Below are 18,489 nucleotides of genomic sequence, written 5' to 3'. Positions count from 1 at the left end.
CAGCCTTTTCCGGCCCAACGAGGAGGAAGCTCGAGGATTGTTCCCTGTGGTCGTCCTGTGACAGTTCTGGATCACGGAACGGATAAATGGTCGGCCTGCGCCGGAGTCACACTGGTGGGGCTCCTGATGGCCCGGGCCGGGAGGTGCTCAGGCCCAGAGCTGGCCCTGGAGGGCTTCGACGGCGTCCTCGGTGGTCGCTGCGGTGTAGATGCCGGTGGAGAGGTACTTCCAGCCGCCGTCGGCGACGACGAAGACGATGTCCGCGGCCTCGCCGGCCTTCGCGGCCCGGCGGCCGACGCCGATGGCGGCGTGCAGGATGGCGCCGCTGGAGACTCCGGCGAAGATGCCCTCCTGCTGGAGCAGGTCACGGGTGCCGCGGACGGCGTCGGCGGAGCCGACGGAGAAGCGGGTGGTGAGGACCTGGGCGTCGTAGAGCTCGGGGACGAAGCCCTCGTCGAGGTTGCGCAGTCCGTAGACCAGGTCGTCGTAGCGGGGTTCCGCGGCGACGATGCTGACGCCGGGGACCTTCTCGCGCAGGTAGCGGCCGACGCCCATGAGGGTGCCGGTGGTGCCGAGGCCGGCCACGAAGTGGGTGACGGAGGGGAGGTCGGCGAGGATCTCGGGGCCGGTGGTGGCGTAGTGGGCGCCGGCGTTGTCGGGGTTGCCGTACTGGTAGAGCATCACCCAGTCGGGGTGCTCGGCGGCGAGTTCCTTGGCGACCCGGACGGCGGTGTTGGAGCCGCCCGCGGCCGGGGAGGGGATGACTTCGGCGCCCCACATGCGGAGCAGTTCGCGGCGTTCCTCGCTGGTGTTCTCGGGCATGACGCAGACCATGCGGTAGCCCTTGAGCTTGGCGGCCATGGCGAGGGAGATGCCGGTGTTCCCGCTGGTGGGTTCGAGGACGGTGCAGCCGGGGGTGAGGCGTCCGTCGGCTTCGGCGCGTTCGATCATGTGGAGCGCGGGGCGGTCCTTGATCGAGCCGGTGGGGTTGCGGTCCTCCAGCTTGGCCCAGAGGCGTACGGCACCCGCCTCGTTGCCGGGGATTCCCGCGCTGAGGCGGGGCAGGCCGACGAGGGGGGTGTTGCCGACGGCATCGAGGTGGGTGTCGTATCGCATGGGGCCTCCGGCAGCCGGGGGGGGGTGGAAGAAGGAGCACGTCGCGGGCCGAGCCAGGGCCCAGCGGAGGCCGCCCCTACTTCGACCCGCCGGCGACGGCGGGGAGGATGGTGACGCTGTCGTTGTCGCCGAGGGCGGTGTTGATGCCGTCGAGGAAGCGGACGTCCTCGTCGTTGAGGTAGACGTTGACGAAGCGGCGGAGCTCGCCGGCGTCGACGAGGCGCTCGCGGATGCCCGGGTGGCGGACGTCGAGGTCGGCGAAGAGCGCGTCGATGGTGGTGCCGCTGCCTTCGACGGCCTTGGCGCCGTCGGTGTAAGTGCGGAGGATGGTGGGGATGCGGACCTCGATGGCCATGGCTGCGCTCCTGATGAGGTGGGAGAAAGCGTGGGGTGTCCGTCCGGCCGCGGATCGCGGGCCGGGGACGTCAGGACGTTCGGACTGCTGTTGCTGCGGGCTCAGGCGGGACGACAGATCGCGCTGGCGAGGCGGCACAGGTCGACGTGCAGCCGCGCCACGAGGCGGAGGCCTGGGGCGGGAGTGCTCACATCGAGGGAACGCATGGGCTCATCGTATAGATTCCCGACCCCGGAACGGGATGCCTGTCTCACTGTGCGGATGGTCGCGTCTCATGACGTGGGAACGGCTCGGGCTCGGCGGGGCCGGCGGGCTCTCGCCCGGGGCCTCCGGTCCGGTTCCCGGCGGGGTCAGGCGTAGCTTTCGACGATCTCGACGTCTTCCTCTGTGATCTCGCCGTCCACGATGCGGTACGAGCGGAACTCGAACGGGCCGTCGTCGTTGCCGCTGTCGGCGGTGGAGACGAGGACGTAGTGGGCTCCGGGCTCGGAGGCGTAGGACACGTCGGTGCGTGAGGGGTAGGCCTCGGTGGCGGTGTGGGAGTGGTAGACGACGACGGGTTCCTCGTCGCGGTCGTCCATCTCGCGGTAGAGCTTGAGCAGGTCACCCGAGTCGAACTCGTAGAAGGTGGGCGAGCGGGCGGCGTTCAGCATCGGGATGAACCGCTCGGGTCGGCCGGTGCCGGCGGGGCCTGCGACGACGCCGCAGGCCTCGTCGGGGTGGTCGGCGCGGGCGTGGGCGACGATCGCGTCGTGCAGGGCTCGGGTGATGGTCAGCATGGCGCCAGGATAGGCGGGGTCAGCGTGTGAGGACTTCGAGCAGCGTCTCCTGCAGCCCGCCGAGCCAGAGGTAGGCCATCATCAGCGGCTTGCGCGGGTCGTCGTCCGGGAGGCGGTACAGCGACTCGGCCTCCTCGGGGTCCTCGGTGAGCTCGAGCCTGGTGCCGAGGGTGAGCCGCAGGTCGTTCAGGGCCCCGAGCCAGTGCTTGCAGTCCTCGGCGCCGAGGCGCAGCACGGGGCGGGCTTTGCGGTCGACGTCCGCGCTGTCGATGCTGCGGATGAGTGCGAGGGCGTCGTCGCGCTTGCGGGTGCGCAGGTCGTTCTCGGTGAAGCGGCGGAACTCGGCCGAGTACTCCTCGGCGTCCTCGCCCTCGCCGTAGGCGTCGGGGAAGAGCCGGGCCAGGGCCGGGTCCTCGGGCGGCTTGCTGGGGCCTTCGGCGAAGAGGTGGGCCAGCGGGTCGTCGTCCTCGGCGGGCTCGTCCCCGGGTCCGAGGAGTTCCAGCATCTGGACGGTGAGGCTCCGGAGAATGGACGCCTCGACCGGGTCGAGGGTGAGTGAGGCGCCACCGTGGCGGGCGGGTTTGAACAGTCCGGCCATGAGGAGTTCCGTGGCGCCTTTCCGAGGGGGTGTCAGTGTGGGACCAGTATGTCCACCATCTGGGGCGAGGACGATGACGCTACGTCACTTGTCGTGCTGCAGCGTCGCCCAGAGGCCGTATCCGTGCATCGCCTGGACGTCGCGCTCCATCTCCTCGCGGCTGCCGCTGGAGACTGCCGCCCGGCCCTTGTGGTGGACGTCCATCATCAGCTTCCTGGCCTTGTCCTTGGGGTAGCCGAAGTACGACTGGAAGACGTACTCGACGTAACTCATCAGGTTGACCGGGTCGTTGTGGACGATCGTCACCCAGGGCGTGTCCGGGTCCGGCACCTCCACGGACGCCGGGTCCCGCTCGGTGCGCTCGATCTCGACCGGCGCAACGCTCACAGTGTGGCTCCTGTTCGAATTCGGCCCGGGTTCGCCCGATGCCGCTCACTCCATGCTGCCATCCGGGGGATGCCCAAGCGATCCGGGGATGCCCCTTCCGGAAAGAGAAATCGTCAGAGTGACGAGATTAGCGGTAGCATCATCTCCATGGACGCCGCTCTCATGCCCGCGACTGCGAGTACCGCCTCCACCGCGCTGCTCACCGACCGATATGAGCTCACCATGCTCCAGGCCGCGCTGCGCAGCGGGGCCGCGCAGCGCCGTTCGGTCTTCGAGGTCTTCACCCGCCGCCTCCCCGACGGCCGCCGTTACGGCGTCACCGCCGGAACCGGCCGGGTGCTGGACGCAGTCGAGGCGTTCCGCTTCACCACGCCGCAGCTGGACTGGCTCGCGGACCAGCACATCGTCGACGACGCCACGCTGGCCTGGCTGTCGGACTACCGATTCGGCGGCGACATCCGCGGCTACGGCGAGGGCGAGTGCTACTTCCCCGGCTCGCCGCTGCTGGTGGTCGAGGGCAGTTTCGCCGAGGCGGTGATCCTGGAGACGGTGATCCTGTCGATCCTCAACTACGACTCGGCCATCGCCGCCGCCGCCTCGCGGATGTCGGCCGCCGCCGGCACCCGCCCCCTGATCGAGATGGGCGCGCGCCGGGCGCACGAGCAGGCGGCCGTTTCCGCGTCACGCGCCGCGTATGTCGCCGGTTTCGCCGCCACCTCCGACCTGCAGGCCGGATTCCGCTACGGCATCCCCACGACCGGGACCAGCGCCCACGCCTTCACCCTGCTGCACGACAGCGAGCGCGACGCCTTCACGGCCCAGATCGAGTCCATGGGACGCGGCACGACCCTGCTGATCGACACCTACGACCTGGCCGAGGCCGTCCGCACCGCCATCGAAGTCGCCGGAACGGAGCTGGGCGCGGTCCGGATCGACTCCGGCGACCTGCTGATGCTGGCCCACCGGGTGCGCCGGCAGCTGGACGACCTGGGCGCGGAGAAGACCAGGATCACCGTCACCAGCGACCTCGACGAGTACGCCATCGCCGCGCTCGGCAGCGCGCCCGTCGACGGCTACGGCGTGGGCACCTCCCTGGTCACCGGCAGCGGCCACCCGACCTGCGCGATGGTCTACAAGCTGGTCGCCCGCGCCGCCTCCGACGACCCGGACGCGCCACTGGTCCCGGTGGCGAAGCGTTCCGCCGGGGCGAAGTCGAGCCGGGGCGGACGCAAGTGGGGTGCACGGCGGGTCGACCAGGACGGCATCGCCGAGGCGGAGATCGTCGGCACCGGACCGGTCCCCCGCGATCTGGCCGACCGGCAGCTCCAGGTCCCGCTGGTCCGCGGCGGCGAGATCGTCGGCCGGGAGCCGCTGGCGGCGGCACGCCAGCGGCACCTGCGCTCGCGCGAGCAACTGCCGATGTCAGCAACGCAGTTGTCCAAGGGCGAGCCGGTGATTCCGACGGAGTACGTAACCCGTTCGGGGCACGCGGGCTAAGACCGACCGGCACATGGGGGGTGGGAGGGAATCCGGAAGGGGCCCGAAAGAAACCCGGGTCGGACTCGGGCGAGACTGCCCCTTCCCCTCGCGGGAACACGCTCCGCTCCCTACTCTCTTTCCAACACCCCGCACGCCCCCGTGCTCCCCCGTACTCCCCCGTCCCTCCCGGTGTCCCTGCCGCCCCGCACCGCTCCAAGGAGAGCCATGCACCGCGCACTGATTGTCGTCGACGTGCAGAACGACTTCTGCGAGGGCGGCAGTCTCCCCGTCGCCGGAGGGTCGGAGGTCGCGGCCTCGATCACCGACCTCGTCGCCGAGGCCACCGCCGGGTACGCCCACGTAGTGGCGACCCGGGACCACCACATCGACCCCGGCAGCCACTTCTCCGCCCACCCCGACTTCTCCGCCAGCTGGCCGGTCCACTGTGTCGCGGGCACCGAGGGCGTGGGGTTCCATCCCAACTTCGCCCCCACCGTGACCTCCGGCGCGGTCGAGGCGGTCTTCGACAAGGGGGCCTATGCCGCCGCGTACAGCGGCTTCGAGGGCGTGAACGAGAACGGAGTCGGCCTGGGTGCCTGGCTGCGCGAGCGCGGGGTCACCGAGGTGGACGTGGTCGGCATCGCCACCGACCACTGCGTGCGGGCCACCGCGCTCGACGCCGCCAGGGAGGGCTTCGTCACCCGCGTCCTGCTGGACCTCACCGCGGGGGTGGCCAAGGAGTCGACCGAGGCAGCACTGGAGCAGCTCCAGGCGGCGGGGGTGGCGCTCACCGGAACCCCCGTCGTGCTGAGCAACTGACGGGGCGGTAGGGACAACAGGAGGGACTGGGGAGTCGGGAGAGAGTCGAGGGTCGGCAGAGGTCGGTTCTGGCATGTGCCAGGGAAACCTTCCGCCGGTCCGGTGAGCCCGTGCGCCCCCCGTGCCCCTCGAACGAAGGTTAGGCTGGGGTCACCGGTCTCCGCACCGGGTAGATGGCTGATGAACCCTGCGAATCCCGACAGGCCGTTCGGGTGCACGTGGCTGCGAGCGACGTCGGATCCGGACGCAGTACCTGAAGCAACGCCAGGTCGCTAGCGGAGTCCGATCCCCCGGCCCGCAGCCCCGAAGCTAAGGACGGAACAGCCATGCCGCGTCTGACCCCCGCCCAGATCTGCTATGGCACGCTCTCGGTAGTAGTCGCCACCGTCGCACTGCTCGCCGCCTCCGGCGCCCACAGCCTTCTCGCGGTCTCCCTGCTGGTGATCCTCGGGCTGACCCTCGGCACGATCGCCGCCGCGCTGGCGATAACCGCACCCGCCCGGCGCGGTGCCGCGCCCGGACGCAGCCGCCTGGTGGCCCACGGGCGGCCGACGGCGTCGGCCCCGATCGTCGAGTCGATCCCGGAGCGGGAGCGGGCCCGGCGCTGAGGCCTGTCCGGCCGATCGTCGCGGCTGCGGGCATCAGCGGCTCCGCCGCGGTGCGCACGCCGTGAGGTGCCGTCACGCGGCGGAGCCGCATGGTGTCACTGCGGCGGTGGGCGCCCGCGACGATCGACCGGACAGGCCCTAGCGACGGCCGCTTGCGGACGGTGTCAGACGACGTTCACGACAACGGTCTTGGCGGCCTTGTCGTGAAGGCACTGCCGGTACGGGCGGTCCCAGGTGCACCACAGGGCGTCCAGCGGCAGCCAGAGGCAGCAGATGACTTCGGGCAGCGTCCACACCGCCGCGCGGATCCAGCCGGTCGAGCCGACCGGCGCCGATCCGTCGGCGAGCACCGCGACTCGGATCCTCATGGCCTTCTTGCCGACAGTCTGCCCGCCGGCCAAGGTCAGCATCAGGCCTTCGTAGAGGAAGAAGACCATCGGGATCCCGATCTCGGCGACGACCGTCGTAGACGTGCGGTCACGCGAGTTCGCCAATGCCGCGACGACAGTGAGCGACACCCAGGCAGGCGACAGCACCAGCCAGTCGATGATCCGCGCCAGCAGCCGTGAGCCCAGGCCGCCCAGCGGGGGCATGCCCGGGGGGACCGCCCCGGCGCGGCCGCCTTCCGGGGTGTAGTACGGCGAGCCGTCGCCGTAGGGGTTGTCGCCGGAGTGCTTGTCGCCGGAGGGGTTGTCGCCGTGTGGGCTGGTCCGAAACGGGTCGGCATCGTACGGCGAGCCGTCGGCGGCGGGCTTCTCGAACGAAGGTGGCGTCGGCTCGCCGGGCGGCTCGGGTGTCGTCATAGGGCGAGTAGATCATCTGATATCGCATCAGAGCATCGTCCAACACCCGAGAGCGAACCAATCGGGTTAATCGGATCAATCAGCGCGAGTTGACCGACGCTGTGCGGGTGGCGTCGAGGCCACGAAGGTGCGGCCGATCTTGTCGTGCCAACACTGCCGCCACGGCCGGTCCACCATGCACCAGAGCAGGTCAAACACCCCCACCAGCAGGACGAGCAGCAACTGGTAGGACAGCCAGCGGGCCACCGCACGTCCCAACCGGGGCGACTGCTTGGAACGGCGGTCCAGCACGCGCAGTCCGAACAGCGCCTTCCCCGGGGTCTGCCCCCAGGCCGCAGTCGGCAGAGCCTCGTACACGAAACCCACCACCAGCAGGGCCAGCAGGATCAGGCCGGCGTCCGCCAGGACCAGTGGGTCGATCAACCACACGGTGGTCTCTCCGGACAGCGACCGCGCTGCGCCGATCTTGTCCTGGATGTGCGTGATCGCCTGCCGGGCCAGGGGCACCGCGACGACCGTGACCGCTCCGACGACCGCGACCAGGTCGACCAGGCGCGCCCCGAGGCGACGGCCCAGTAGCGCCGGGCGCGGCGAGGCGGGCCGGGAACCCCCTGCGGGCACCCGCCGCGGTTCGCCCGCTGGGGGCGAAGTCGCAGGCGCGGGGACCGGAGCCGGCCTCGTCGGAGCAGATGAGGTCGGGGCTTGGAGCGCCGACGCTTGGGGCGTCGGGACCTGGGCCGTCGGCGCTTGGGGCGTCGGGGCCTGGAATGTCGGCACCGGGGGCGTTGGCGCGGGGCGCGAGAGCGCCGGGTGCGGGGGGGCGGCGTGCTGGGGCGCCGGGGGTGTCGGCGCCAGGTGCTGGGACGCCGGGGGTGCCTGCGCGGGGGGTGTCGGCGCGGCGCGCGGGGGCGCCGGGTGCGGGGGAGGCTGGGGCGCTGGGGCGGAGGGCGGCGCGGGGCGCGCGGGCCGGCGCTGCATCGGGGCCTCGCGCGTGCCCGGCGCACCCTGGCGTGCCGCCTGCCGGCGCGACGCGTCCGCCCTGCGCGCCTGATCGATCGCGAGCGCTTCGGCCTGAGCCAGCGCAAGGTACTCGGCCCGCATCAGCTCCTGGTCCTCCACCCCGACGGGCTCCCGCACCAGCGGCTCCTCGGACAGCGCAGCCCGGGGCACCCTTGCCTCAAGCTCCTCGACCAGGGGCTCCACGGTCACCGTCTCCACCCGGCGCTCGGTCGCAGGCTCGGCGACCACCAACTCGACGACCGGCTCCTCCAGCTCGGCCGGAAGTGCGCCCCAGGAGACCCAGCGCGGCGCGGAAGCCGTCTCCAGCAGGCCCCGCTGCTGCGCCGCGTCGGCGACCCAGCGACTCGAACTCGACGCCGAGGTGGAACCCGAACCCGAAACCGAACCGGAAGTCGAAGCCGAAGTCGAAGTCGAAGCCGTGGGCGGAGCCGGCTCAGCGACCGCCGGGGCGGGAAGCCCGCCGGTCTCGTCCAGGAAGATCGGACCGGACTGCTCCAGCTCACCGCCCGGCCCGGCGGGCACCCGCTGCGGCATGACCGGCGCGGGCGGGGGCACGAAACGCATCGAGGGGGCGCTCGACCGCGCCGCAGCGCGCGGCGCGGGCAGTTCCTCCCCGGGCGCCGGCGCGGGGCGGCTCGTCCCCGGCAGCCAGCCGAGCCCGTCCCAGTAGCGGACGAACCCGGGGATCGAGGGATCGGGGTAGTAGCCGGCCGAAGGACCGTGGGTCTCGGAACCTGGAGCGGGTGGGACAGACGTCATCGATCGGGACCTGCTTCGTCTGCGTTGCCGGGCGGCTCTGTGCACGCCACGTCGTCGAGCAGTGACAAAGCGTAGTGCCTGGCACCGCCCATGCGGGCGACTTGCGCGACAACCCGCCAGAAGAGCCCCACAAGTGCTGTAAGAGTCCGCCCGCGGAGCCCTCTCCTCCAGTACCGGGACGGCGGACCGAGCGCCGTCCCGCGAGAGGAAGGGCCGACCATGCACAGGGACTGGGACGAGGACGAGACCGGCGGTCGCGGCGGGGCCGACGACGGAACCGGAGACGTCGACGGGCGGGGCGAGGTGCGGCAGGAGCTGCGGGTGAACCTGATCCTCTCGCCGGAGCGCAGCGTGCCTGTCCCGGCCCGGCTGACCTACCGGGCGAGCGACCCGTACGCGGTGCACATCACCTTCCACCTGGGGCAGGACTGCCCCGTGACCTGGGTGTTCGCCAGGGAGCTGCTGGTGGAGGGAGTGTTCAGGGCCTGCGGGCACGGTGATGTCCGGATCTGGCCGACGCGCCTGGGCGGGCGCAACGTCGTCTGCTTCGCGCTCAGCTCGCCCGCCGGGAACGCGTTGCTGGAGGCCCCGGCGGCGACGGTCGCGGCCTGGCTGGAGCACACGCTGGAGTTGGTCCCGCCGGGGCGGGAGGAGGCGGGCACGGACGTCGACGGGGCGCTGGCCGCGCTCCTTGCCGGTCAGTGACCCAGCCCGGTCGGGCGTACGACCTGCTCCCCAGGTCGTTAGCCCGCCAGGGTGTCGTGTGAGGTGCGGCGGGGCCGTGCCTGCCCGGGCACGGGGCGGGACGGGCGCGCGGCGGGGTCGGCGGCGGCGGAGCCCGGCAGGGAGCCGCGGTGCGGGTGGCGACGCAGGTGGCGGCGCAGCCGCTCGCCGGCCAGGGCCAGGAAGGCGAGCCCGATCAGGGGATAGATCGCGGCGAACGGCTGCAGGTAGTACGGGATGCGGAGGTTGGTGAGGCCGTGGTGCGGCACCAGCCACATCGAGAAGGAGCAGAAGGCCACGCCGGTCGCGATCAGGGTGTTGCGCCAGGGGCGCCGCTGCGTGGTTCCGGCGCGGACGCGGGCGCGTTCCTGGGCTGCCTCGGCGGCGAGCAGGATCAGCATGGGGACGCACCAGATCCAGTGGTGGGTCCAGCTGATCGGGGAGACCAGCAGGGCGGTGACCGCGCAGCTCAGCACCGACCACGCGCGGGCGCGCGGGAAGCCTTCGGCGTTGCGGTGGATGCCGATGGCGATGGCCAGCCCGGCGATCCCGACCACGGCGGTGACCAGCAGCGCGACCGTTCCGCCGTCCGGGGTCCGCAGTGCCCGCTCGACCAGTCCGCGCAGCGACTGGTTGTCGACGATGAACTCCTTGCCGACCCGGCTGGTGTCGAAGACGTACTTCGTCCAGAACGAGAGCGACGCGCCAGGCAGCACGAGTGCGCCGAGGATCATCGTGACGAGGCAGGTGAGGCCGGCGGTGACGGCGGCCCGGGCGCGTCCGCTGAGCAGCAGGTAGACCGCGAACAGGCCGGGGGTGAGCTTGATCGCGGCGGCGAGGCCGAGCGCGACGCCCTTGCTGCGGCGGTGGTCCGGCCGGGTGAGGTCGTAGAGCACGAGCACGCCGATGAGCAGGTTGATCTGCCCGTAGCGCAGCGTGGTGAACACGGGTTCGAGCCAGACGCCCAGGCCCACGGCGAGGAACACCAGCGCGGGGCGCATGGTCCGGCGCGGCCAGCCGACGAGCTCGGCGGAGAGGTACGCGAACGCGCCCAGCAGCACCAGGTTGCCGCTGGTGACCAGGATCCGGAGCAGGCCGACGGGAAGCCAGGCGGTCGGGGTGAACAGCATGGCGGCGAACGGCGGATAGGTCGCCGGGAGGTTCCACTCGGTGACGCGCAGGTTGTAGAGGTCGTGCCCGTGTGCGACGGCCGCGCCCTCGGCGCGGTAGACCACCATGTCGACCATGGTCACGCCGACGAGGTGGCGGACGACCGCGTAGGTGAGCAGGGAGCCGAGACCGACCCAGAACGCGATCAGGGTCTCGCGGCGCGGAGCCTCGCGCAGGGCACGCCGGACCGCGGCGGCCGCGGAGCCCACTCGGGAGCCCGTCGCCCGGCCGTCCTGTTCGTCCCCGGCTTTCCTGGTGTCCCAGTCCAGACTCGTCACGCAGCACTCCTCGTCGCCGGCCCCGCGTGACCCTAGCGGATCGCCGCGCGGGCCTGACCGGCATTCCAGGTAATCATGTCCGCTGGTGGGCCCGCCCCTCGGGCCCCTACCCCCAGAACGGACGAGCAGGCCCCCGATGTGGTTCCTGGGGGCCTGCTCGCGTGTATCAGCGCTGGTCAGCGGCGATCATCCGAGGTCTTGGTCAGCCGGTGTAGGCGCCGAACGCCTTGGCGAAGTCGTAGGTCGACTGGGTGATGCTGCTGCAGCTGGCGTCGGCGAACGACTTGGCGCCGCCCGCGCACTGCTTGTCACGGGTCGCGGACCACATCGACAGCCAGGCCAGGTGCTTGGTCGCGGCGAAGGCGGCGAGCTGCTGGGCGTCGGCGACGGTGAAGACCTCGCTGCTGGTGTCGTTGACGCCGATCATCGGGGTGACCGCGACGTGCTTCCAGGCGTCCGCGTCGGAGAGCCCGAAGATGCTCTTGACCTGGGCCTGGGTAGCCGTGGCCGCGTCGATGGCGTAGGTACCCATCCGGCCGCTGGGGCTGGGGGCGGCGCCGTCGCCGTAGTCCATCGCCATGATGTTGACGGCGGACACGGCCACGCCGTTGGCCTTGGCGTTCTGCAGCAGGTCGGTGCCGGACTGGACCAGGCCGGAGGGCAGCACCGGGAGGGTGAAGGAGACCTCCAGCGCCTTGCCCTTGGCCTTGGCGGTGGCCTGGAGCATGGCGATGGCCTGGTCGCGGCGGGTGATCCCGGCGGTGTCGGTGGTCGCGCCGCCCTCGACGTCGAAGTCGATCTTCGTCAGGCCGTAGGCGTCGATGACCTGCTGGTAGGCCGCCGCCAGCGAACTGGCTGAGGTGCAGGACCCGGCGAGTTCGGTGCCGTTGGCTCCGCCGAAGGACACCCGGACGTCGCCGCCGGCCGCGCGGAGCTGCGCTATCTGGCCGGGAACGCCGGTGGTGTCAATGGGACTCACGCCGCCCCAGGCGGGGGTGCAGGTGCTGCCCGCGGTGATGAAGGCCAGGTTGTAGCTCTTCGCGCCACCGGCCTTGGCGGCGCCGAGAGTGTCGAACGCCGGGTAGAGGGAGGTGTCGACGTACGGGGAGAAGCCCGCGCCGGTGCTGGAGCCGGTGCCGGTGGTGCCGGTCGGCGCCGGGGTCGGCGTCTGGGTGGGGGTCGGGGTCGGCTTGGGGGTCGGGGACTTGCTCGGCGTCACGCTTGCCGACGGGGAAGGGTTGGCGCTGGTCGGCTGGCCGCTGGGGGTCGGCGCGCTGCCGGTGGAGCAGTCCGCGCCGTTGATGGCACAGCCGGTGGGGGCGCCGGAGCCCTTGACGACGAAGCCGACCACCGCGTGCTGGCCGGTGCCGAGGGTGCTGTCCCAGTTGGCCGGGGTAACGGTGATGTGCTGGCCGCTGGCCGCGAAGGTCGCGTTCCACAGCGAGCTGATCGTCGCCCCTGCGGGTAGGTCGAAGCTCAGCTTCCAGCCGTTGATGGTGGTGCTGCCGGCGTTGCTGACGTCGTACTGGCCGCTGTAGCCGCTGCCCCAGTCGCTGGTGGTGGAGTACACCGCGCCCACTGTGGCCGCACTGGCACTGGCGGCGAGGGCGACGACGGTGCCGCCGACGAGGGCCGCCGCGACGGCCGAGGCGCCGACGATGGTGCCCCGGCGTGAGCGGCGACGGCGCGAGCCGCCGGTGGTCCTGGCGTGGGACGTCATGAGGTCTACCTCCGGTGCGGGTGCATGGGGAGCCGGATCGCGTGGGGGAAGAGCCCGAGCGGGACGCTGTGTTGACGAAGCGTCACCGTCGTCCTCGTCGATCCGGCCGACGCTGACGCTACCGGGCGGTCACCTCTGCGGAAGCCCTGCTCAGGGAGGGGTAGAGCTCCCTTATGGCGCGGTTAAGGAATCTCTGCCTCCGGCCGGCAGGAGCCTGCTACCGGACCAGTCGCACCCGCGTCGGCGTCCTTCGCCGGGAGCGGGTGCCGGTGTCGGCGTCCGGGCGGGCCGCGGTCTGCAGGCGGATCCGGACCTCCGTGCCGCCCAGCACCGAGCGGCCCACCGCCACCTCACCGCCGGTGGACTCGGCGACCCGCCGGACGATGTCCAGGCCGAGGCCGGTGGAGCCCTCGCCCCCGTGCCCGTAACCACGGCGCAGCGCCGCGTCGGAGTCGGCGATTCCGGGGCCCGCGTCCGAGACCAGGATGATCACGGCGTCGGCGGCGCGGTGCACGTCGACGGCGAAGGCGGTGCCCTCGGGGGTGTGCCGGAAGACGTTGCCGAGCAGCGAGTCCAGGGCCGCGCCCAGGTCCGCCGCGCTGACCGGCACGCTCGCGGGCTGCTCGGCCCCGGCCAGCTGCCAGTCGCGGGCCTCGTCCTCGGCGAGCGCGGACCAGAACGCGACCCGGTCGCGGATCACCTCGGCGGCGTCGCAGGACAGCGGGACGGGTACGGCGTCGAGTTCGGCTCCGCGCCCGCGTGCGGTGTGGATGATCTGGTCGACCTCGCGTTCGAGCTGGGCGACGGCGTGCCGGGTCTGGTCGGCGGCGTCGCCCTGGCCCAGCGAGGCGGCGTTGAGGCGGAGCACGGTCAGCGGGGTGCGCAGCCGGTGCGAGAGGTCGGCGGCGAGTTCGCGTTCGGCGGCCACGAGTTGGACGACCCGGTCGGCCATGGAGTTGAACGCGGCCGCGGCCTCCCTCAGCTCCGGCGGGGAGTCGTCGGCCTGGGGGACGCGCACGGCGAGGTCGCCCGCGCCCAGCGCCCGGGCCGCGCTGGCGAGTCGGCGCGCGGAGCCGACGATGCGGGTGCCGAGCCGGTCGGCGACCAGGACCGAGATCAGCACCAGCACGAGGGCGACCACGGTGAGCACGAGCCAGGCGGTGGCGACGCCCTGGCTGAGGGCGGCGTCGGGGATGAAGACCTCGACGACGGCGACGCCGCCGCTGCCCACGGCGACGGGCTCCAGGTAGGCGTAACCGCCGGGCACGGTGGTGGTGGCGGTGCGGCCGTCGGTGGCGACGGTGCGGATCTCGGCGTCGGTGGTGCGGGCGCGGCCGATCGTGACCAGGGCCGCGCCGGTGGTCGGGACGTGCACGGCGATCTGCCCGGCTGCGCCGGCCTGGGTGCTGGCGACGGCGCGCTGCAGGGCGTCCTGGTCGGTGGTGATGGCGAGCGCCGGGCCGAGTGCCGCGGCCTGCCGCTCGGCACCGGTGAACGCCCGGTCGCGGGCGGTCTCACGGACCATCAGGCCGAGTGGGATGAGGAAGGCCAGCGCCACCATGGTGGTGACCGCGACGCAGACCTTGACGAGGGCCCATCTCACGGTCTTGGCTCCGCCTTCGGGTTCGCGGGCGCCTCCGCCGGGGGGCTCGTGGGCGGGTCGGCGGACGGGTCCGGGGGAGCGTCCGCCGGCACGTCGATCCGTACTCCGACGCCGCGCACCGTGTGCAGGTAGCGCGGCCTGGACGCGGTCTCACCGAGCTTGCGGCGCAGCCAGGACAGGTGCACGTCGATGGTCTGGTCGGTGCCGTAGGGCTGCCGCCACACCTCGGCCAGCAGTTCGCGGCGCGAGACGACGACGCCCGGGCGGGCGGCGAGGAACGCGAGCAGGTCGAACTCGCGGCGGGTGAGGTCGAGCTCCGTCCCGTCGAGAAGGACCTCGCGGCGCTGCAGGTCGATCCGCAGGCCGCCGACCTGGAGGTGCTGCCCGGCCCCCGGAGCGGTCCCGGAGCGGCGCAGCACGGCGGCCATACGGGCGCTCAGGTGCTCCCCGGAGAAGGGCTTGACCAGGTAGTCGTCGGCTCCGGCGTTGAGCAGTCTGACGATCTCGGCCTCGTCGTCGCGGGCCGTGGAGATGATCACCGGGACGTCGGTGAGGCCGCGGATCATCTTCAGCGCCTCGCTGCCGTCGAGGTCGGGCAGGCCGAGGTCGAGGATGACGACGTCGCAGCCGATCTGGGCGACCTCGCGAAGTGCCTCGAGCGCGGTGCCGACGCTGCGGACCGCGTGCCCCGCCCCGGAGAGGTGCCGGATCAGGGCGGACCTGACGAAGGGGTCGTCCTCGACCACCAGGACTGTTGCCATGGACACTGAAGGTACGCCATCGGAGTGAACGGGGACGGGTGGGGCCGGGCCTTGCCCGGGGGGCCATACTGATGCCCGTGCGCAGAGGACTGGTTCGAGCGGGAGCGTGGGCGGGAGCGACCGCTGCGGCGGTGTCCGTGTCCTGGTTCGGCGTGCACCGCGTGCTGCGGGACGCGTCGTTCGAGCAGCCGCACTCGCTGGTGGTCGCGATGACGGCACCTGCGGTCGCGTCCTCCGCCCCGCCGCTGCCGACGGCCATCGGGTCGGCGACGCAGAGCGCGTCGCCCTCCGTCGCGGCGACGACGCCCACCCCGCGCCAGCACGGCCCGACGCCCACGCCCTCGCGCCCGGCGTCCTCCCCGCCAGCCGCCGCTGCCTCACCCAGTCCCGGTCCCAGCACCGGCGGCCAGGTGCAGAGCTTCACCCGGCCGGGCGGCCGGATCGCGGTGTCCATGGGCCCGACCTCGGCGAGCCTGGTGTCGGCGACTCCCGATCCGGGCTGGTCGATGCACGTGTGGACCGGCACCCAGTGGCTGCGGGTGGACTTCGAGCAGGGCACCACCGACTCGATCTTCTACGTCACCTGGAACGGCCACCCGCCGCTCGTGCAGACCTGGGGCGGCTGACCGCTCGTCGGGCTTCGCGAGTCGTCAGAAGAGCTTGCCCGGGTTGAGCAGGCCCAGCGGGTCGAACGCGGCCTTGACGCGGCGCTGCAGCTCCAGGCCCACCGGGCCGAGCTCGCGTGCCAGCCAGTCCTTCTTCAGCAGGCCGACGCCGTGCTCGCCGGTGATCGTGCCACCGAGTTGCAGGCCGAGAGCCATGATCGCGTCGAAGGAGGCGCGGGCTCGGGCGGTCTCCTCCGGGTCGTTCGCGTCGAAGACGACGACGGGATGGGTGTTGCCGTCGCCGGCGTGGGCGACGACGCCGATGGTGAGGTCGAAGCGGTCGGCGATGTCGGCGACGCCGGTGATCATCGCGGCGAGCGCGCTGCGGGGGACGGCGACGTCGTCGACCATGGTGGTACCGAGCCGGTCCATGGCCGTCAGGCTCAGCCGGCGGGCCTGGAGCAGCAGGTCCGACTCGGCGCTGTCGGCGGCCGGGACGACCTCGGTGGCCCCGGCCTCGGTGCACAGCTCCCCGGCGGCGGCGAGGTCCGCGACCGGGTCGAGGGTGTCGAAGGCGACCAGCAGCAGGGCGGCGGTGGAGTCGGGAAGGCCCATCTGCGCCATGGAGTTGACGGCCCGTACGGTGACCGTGTCCATCAGCTCCATCAGCGAGGGGGTGTGCCCCGCCTCCATGATCGCGCAGACGGCCGCGCAGGCGGACTCGGTGGTGGGGAACTCCGCGGCGAGTGCGAGCTGCGGCGGCGGGGTGGGGCGCAGCGCCAGGGTCGCGCCGACGACGATGCCGAGGCTGCCCTCGGAGCCGACGAGCAGCCGGGTCAGGTCGTACCCGGCGACGCCCTTGGCGGTACGGCGTCCGGTCCGCAGCAGCGAGCCGTCGGCGAGGACGACGTCGAGGCCGAGCACGTACTCGCTGGTCGTGCCGTACTTGACGCAGCACAGGCCGCCCGAGCCGGTGCCGATGTTGCCGCCGATGGTGCAGGTCTCCCAGCTGGACGGGTCCGGCGGGTAGGTGAGCCGGTGGATGCCCACCGCGCGGGAGAGCTCGGCGTTGACGACGCCGGGTTCGACCACCGCGATCCGGTTGACCGGGTCGATCTCCAGGATCCGGTTCATCCGCACCAGGGAGAGCACGATGCATCCGTCGACGGCGTTGGCGGCGCCGGACAGGCCGGTGCGGGCGCCCTGCGGGACGACGGGGACGCGCAGGGCGGTGGCGGTGCGCAGCACGTGCTGGACCTGCTCGACGGTGTCCGGGAAGACCAGGACGGCTGGTGCGCCGGACTCGCAGAAGCCCGCCATGTCCTGCCGGTAGGCGGCGGTGACGTCGGGGTCGGTGACGACGGCGGTCTCCGGCAGCCCGTCCCTGAGCAGGTCGACCAGGTCACTCATCGCTGAACCTCTCCTCGGATCTCCTCGGCCGGACCGCGGCTCGACGGGACGCTGTCGACCGCGCTGTCGACCGGGTTACGGCTGCGCAGGCTTCCCCTGCCCATACAGCCACGTCGCGAACATCGCGTCCAGGTTCTGGCCGGAGAGTTTCGCGCTGAGCTGGACGAACTGCGCGGTGTCGCCGTGACCGTACCGGTGGTCGTCGGCCCAGGTCCTCAGGATCAGGAAGAAGATCGGGTCTCCGACGGTCTCGCGGAGCTTCTGCAGCACCATCGCGCCGCGCTCGTACGGGGGCGTCGCGAAGAGGTGCGCGGCGGAGCCGGGGTCGCCCGCTGGGAAGGACCACAGCTCGTTGGTCGCGGGGAGCGCGTAGTCCCTGGCGAAGCGCTGCTTGGTGCTGGGACCACCGTGCTGGGCGTCCCAGAGCCACTCGGTGTAGGTGGCGAAACCCTCGTTGAGCCAGATGTCCTTCCAGCGGTTGAGGCTGACGGAGTCGCCGTACCACTGGTGGGCGGTCTCGTGGACCAGGGTGTCGATGTCCGGGGCGCTGGCGTAGACCGGGCGGGTTTGGGTCTCCAGGGCGTAGCCGATCTTGGGCGCGTGGGCGACGATCGCGCCCGCGGCGTCGAAGGGGTATCGGCCGAAGAGCGTGGTCTCCCAGCTGATGACGTCGGGGAGCTGGGCGAGGACGGGTGCGGCGGCCGCGGCTTCGGCGGGGTCGACGGCGGTGTAGACGGGCAGGCCGCCGGCGGTCCAGTACTGGCTGACCTGGAACCGGCCGATGCTGGCGGTGGCCAGGTAGGCGGCCATGGGCTGGGACTCGCGCCAGGCGAAGGTGGTTCGGCCGCCGATGCTGCACTGGAACCGGAGGCGGCCGTTGGCGACGGCGGTCCAGCCGTTGGGGACGGTCACGCTGATGTCGTACGTCGACTTGTCGATGGGGTGGCCGTTGGTGGGGAACCAGGTCATGGCGCCCTGCGGTTCCCCGGCGACGAAGACCGAGCCGTCGGGCTGGGCGATCCAGCCGTCGGCCGAGCCGTCGGGGTCGGTGACGTTCTCCGGCACGCCCGCGTACACCACGGTGGTGTGGAAGGTTGCCCCGTCCGGGAGCGTCTGCGCCGGCGTGATCTGGAGCTTCACTCCGTCGCGCCGCACGGCGGCGGGGCGGCCGTCGACGAGGACGCTGCTGACGGTCAGTCCGGACAGGTCCAGGTCGAAGGAGCTGAGGTCCTGGGCGGCGGTGGAGGTGAGCTGGGCGGTGCCGGTGAGGTTCCGGGTGCCGGGGGTGTAGCCGAGGGTGAGTCCGTAGTGCACGACGTGGTAGCCGCCGTCTCCGGACTGCGGGAAGTACGGATCCCCGGCGGTGGGGGCGCCGGGCGTGCCGCCGCCCCCCTGGGAGGCACCTGCCAGGAGAGCGGCGAGAACGGAAGTCGCCGCGAGGGCGAGGAGGCGACGAGTGATCATCTAAGCAGGTTAAATCCAACGGAGCGTCATCG

General features: G+C 72.2%; 19 protein-coding genes. 5 read left to right on the top strand and 14 right to left on the bottom strand.

Annotated elements, in window-relative coordinates; all coding sequences use genetic code 11:
* Positions 1–147 precede the first annotated feature (147 nt).
* The 6 genes from ABIA33_RS19080 to clpS form a co-directional block, all read right to left on the bottom strand.
* Entirely contained in the window at positions 148–1,116 is a 969-nt protein-coding gene (locus ABIA33_RS19080) for a PLP-dependent cysteine synthase family protein (RefSeq protein ID WP_370083105.1), read from the bottom strand.
* A 76-nt stretch (positions 1,117–1,192) separates the two neighbouring features.
* The gene (locus ABIA33_RS19075) at positions 1,193–1,471 is read right to left on the bottom strand and encodes a MoaD/ThiS family protein (protein WP_370083103.1); all 279 of its coding nucleotides are present in this window, start codon (positions 1,469–1,471) and stop codon (positions 1,193–1,195) included.
* Between the two features lie 101 nt (positions 1,472–1,572).
* Positions 1,573–1,677 carry a putative leader peptide gene (locus tag ABIA33_RS19070; RefSeq protein ID WP_370083101.1) on the bottom strand — a complete coding sequence of 35 codons (105 nt, stop codon included), beginning with the start codon at positions 1,675–1,677 and terminating at the stop codon, positions 1,573–1,575.
* A 144-nt stretch (positions 1,678–1,821) separates the two neighbouring features.
* Complete coding sequence (locus tag ABIA33_RS19065; RefSeq protein WP_370083099.1) at positions 1,822–2,250, bottom strand: Mov34/MPN/PAD-1 family protein; 429 nt, start codon at positions 2,248–2,250, stop codon at positions 1,822–1,824.
* A gap of 19 nt (positions 2,251–2,269) precedes the next feature.
* Entirely contained in the window at positions 2,270–2,848 is a 579-nt protein-coding gene (locus ABIA33_RS19060) for a DUF2017 domain-containing protein (RefSeq protein ID WP_370083097.1), read from the bottom strand.
* 84 nt (positions 2,849–2,932) lie between these two features.
* Entirely contained in the window at positions 2,933–3,235 is a 303-nt protein-coding gene (gene clpS, locus ABIA33_RS19055; RefSeq protein ID WP_370083095.1) for an ATP-dependent Clp protease adapter ClpS, read from the bottom strand.
* A gap of 147 nt (positions 3,236–3,382) precedes the next feature.
* On the opposite strand from clpS, the gene ABIA33_RS19050 reads away from it, so the two are divergent.
* The 3 genes from ABIA33_RS19050 (at position 3,383) to ABIA33_RS19040 (ending at position 6,141) form a co-directional block, all read left to right on the top strand.
* Positions 3,383–4,732, top strand: a complete 1,350-nt coding sequence (locus tag ABIA33_RS19050) for a nicotinate phosphoribosyltransferase (protein ID WP_370083093.1) — start codon at positions 3,383–3,385, stop codon at positions 4,730–4,732.
* A gap of 207 nt (positions 4,733–4,939) precedes the next feature.
* Positions 4,940–5,533, top strand: coding sequence for a nicotinamidase (locus tag ABIA33_RS19045; protein ID WP_370083091.1), 594 nt, complete (start codon positions 4,940–4,942; stop codon positions 5,531–5,533).
* Positions 5,534–5,859: 326 nt separating this feature from the next.
* Positions 5,860–6,141 carry a hypothetical protein gene (locus tag ABIA33_RS19040; protein WP_370083089.1) on the top strand — a complete coding sequence of 94 codons (282 nt, stop codon included), beginning with the start codon at positions 5,860–5,862 and terminating at the stop codon, positions 6,139–6,141.
* A 164-nt stretch (positions 6,142–6,305) separates the two neighbouring features.
* Here ABIA33_RS19040 and ABIA33_RS19035 read toward each other — a convergent pair whose 3' ends face one another.
* Complete coding sequence (locus ABIA33_RS19035; RefSeq protein ID WP_370083087.1) at positions 6,306–6,944, bottom strand: RDD family protein; 639 nt, start codon at positions 6,942–6,944, stop codon at positions 6,306–6,308.
* A gap of 75 nt (positions 6,945–7,019) precedes the next feature.
* Positions 7,020–8,723 carry an RDD family protein gene (locus tag ABIA33_RS19030; RefSeq protein WP_370083085.1) on the bottom strand — a complete coding sequence of 568 codons (1,704 nt, stop codon included), beginning with the start codon at positions 8,721–8,723 and terminating at the stop codon, positions 7,020–7,022.
* 219 nt (positions 8,724–8,942) lie between these two features.
* Here ABIA33_RS19030 and ABIA33_RS19025 point away from each other — a divergent pair, with 219 nt between their 5' ends.
* The gene (locus ABIA33_RS19025) at positions 8,943–9,428 is read left to right on the top strand and encodes an SsgA family sporulation/cell division regulator (RefSeq protein WP_370083083.1); all 486 of its coding nucleotides are present in this window, start codon (positions 8,943–8,945) and stop codon (positions 9,426–9,428) included.
* Positions 9,429–9,466: 38 nt separating this feature from the next.
* Here the strand turns inward: ABIA33_RS19025 and ABIA33_RS19020 are convergent, their stop codons facing one another.
* The 4 genes from ABIA33_RS19020 to ABIA33_RS19005 form a co-directional block, all read right to left on the bottom strand.
* The gene (locus ABIA33_RS19020; protein ID WP_370083081.1) at positions 9,467–10,894 is read right to left on the bottom strand and encodes a glycosyltransferase 87 family protein; all 1,428 of its coding nucleotides are present in this window, start codon (positions 10,892–10,894) and stop codon (positions 9,467–9,469) included.
* 202 nt (positions 10,895–11,096) lie between these two features.
* Entirely contained in the window at positions 11,097–12,614 is a 1,518-nt protein-coding gene (locus ABIA33_RS19015; protein WP_370083079.1) for a cellulose binding domain-containing protein, read from the bottom strand.
* A gap of 217 nt (positions 12,615–12,831) precedes the next feature.
* The gene (locus ABIA33_RS19010; protein WP_370083077.1) at positions 12,832–14,217 is read right to left on the bottom strand and encodes an ATP-binding protein; all 1,386 of its coding nucleotides are present in this window, start codon (positions 14,215–14,217) and stop codon (positions 12,832–12,834) included.
* Positions 14,214–14,978 (bottom strand): response regulator transcription factor, encoded by a 765-nt coding sequence (locus ABIA33_RS19005; RefSeq protein ID WP_370083075.1) that lies wholly within the window; start codon positions 14,976–14,978, stop codon positions 14,214–14,216. Before ABIA33_RS19005 ends, ABIA33_RS19010 begins: the two co-directional genes overlap by 4 nt.
* Before the next feature lie 77 nt (positions 14,979–15,055).
* On the opposite strand from ABIA33_RS19005, the gene ABIA33_RS19000 reads away from it, so the two are divergent.
* Positions 15,056–15,604, top strand: a complete 549-nt coding sequence (locus ABIA33_RS19000; protein WP_370083073.1) for a hypothetical protein — start codon at positions 15,056–15,058, stop codon at positions 15,602–15,604.
* A 24-nt stretch (positions 15,605–15,628) separates the two neighbouring features.
* On the opposite strand, the gene ABIA33_RS18995 is transcribed toward ABIA33_RS19000, so the two are convergent.
* Together ABIA33_RS18995 and ABIA33_RS18990 are read right to left on the bottom strand one after the other, a co-directional pair.
* Complete coding sequence (locus tag ABIA33_RS18995; RefSeq protein ID WP_370083071.1) at positions 15,629–16,993, bottom strand: FAD-binding oxidoreductase; 1,365 nt, start codon at positions 16,991–16,993, stop codon at positions 15,629–15,631.
* A gap of 75 nt (positions 16,994–17,068) precedes the next feature.
* Positions 17,069–18,457 (bottom strand): M1 family metallopeptidase, encoded by a 1,389-nt coding sequence (locus ABIA33_RS18990; RefSeq protein WP_370083069.1) that lies wholly within the window; start codon positions 18,455–18,457, stop codon positions 17,069–17,071.
* Between the last annotated feature and the right edge of the window lie 32 nt (positions 18,458–18,489).

Source organism: Streptacidiphilus sp. MAP12-16 (assembly GCF_041262165.1).
In the GTDB taxonomy this organism is placed as follows: domain Bacteria; phylum Actinomycetota; class Actinomycetes; order Streptomycetales; family Streptomycetaceae; genus Streptacidiphilus.
The sequence above is the reverse complement of the archived record's forward strand: the minus strand, read 5'-3'. Positions and strand labels throughout refer to the sequence as shown.

Coding starts and splice junctions, on each gene's coding strand:
- ABIA33_RS19080 (WP_370083105.1), bottom strand. CDS start 1,116: ATGCGATACGACACCCACCTCGATGCCGTCGGCAACACCCCCCTCGTC.
- ABIA33_RS19075 (WP_370083103.1), bottom strand. CDS start 1,471: ATGGCCATCGAGGTCCGCATCCCCACCATCCTCCGCACTTACACCGAC.
- ABIA33_RS19070 (WP_370083101.1), bottom strand. CDS start 1,677: ATGCGTTCCCTCGATGTGAGCACTCCCGCCCCAGGCCTCCGCCTCGTG.
- ABIA33_RS19065 (WP_370083099.1), bottom strand. CDS start 2,250: ATGCTGACCATCACCCGAGCCCTGCACGACGCGATCGTCGCCCACGCC.
- ABIA33_RS19060 (WP_370083097.1), bottom strand. CDS start 2,848: ATGGCCGGACTGTTCAAACCCGCCCGCCACGGTGGCGCCTCACTCACC.
- ABIA33_RS19050 (WP_370083093.1), top strand. CDS start 3,383: ATGGACGCCGCTCTCATGCCCGCGACTGCGAGTACCGCCTCCACCGCG.
- ABIA33_RS19045 (WP_370083091.1), top strand. CDS start 4,940: ATGCACCGCGCACTGATTGTCGTCGACGTGCAGAACGACTTCTGCGAG.
- ABIA33_RS19040 (WP_370083089.1), top strand. CDS start 5,860: ATGCCGCGTCTGACCCCCGCCCAGATCTGCTATGGCACGCTCTCGGTA.
- ABIA33_RS19035 (WP_370083087.1), bottom strand. CDS start 6,944: ATGACGACACCCGAGCCGCCCGGCGAGCCGACGCCACCTTCGTTCGAG.
- ABIA33_RS19030 (WP_370083085.1), bottom strand. CDS start 8,723: ATGACGTCTGTCCCACCCGCTCCAGGTTCCGAGACCCACGGTCCTTCG.
- ABIA33_RS19025 (WP_370083083.1), top strand. CDS start 8,943: ATGCACAGGGACTGGGACGAGGACGAGACCGGCGGTCGCGGCGGGGCC.
- ABIA33_RS19015 (WP_370083079.1), bottom strand. CDS start 12,614: ATGACGTCCCACGCCAGGACCACCGGCGGCTCGCGCCGTCGCCGCTCA.
- ABIA33_RS19005 (WP_370083075.1), bottom strand. CDS start 14,978: ATGGCAACAGTCCTGGTGGTCGAGGACGACCCCTTCGTCAGGTCCGCC.
- ABIA33_RS18995 (WP_370083071.1), bottom strand. CDS start 16,993: ATGAGTGACCTGGTCGACCTGCTCAGGGACGGGCTGCCGGAGACCGCC.
- ABIA33_RS18990 (WP_370083069.1), bottom strand. CDS start 18,457: ATGATCACTCGTCGCCTCCTCGCCCTCGCGGCGACTTCCGTTCTCGCC.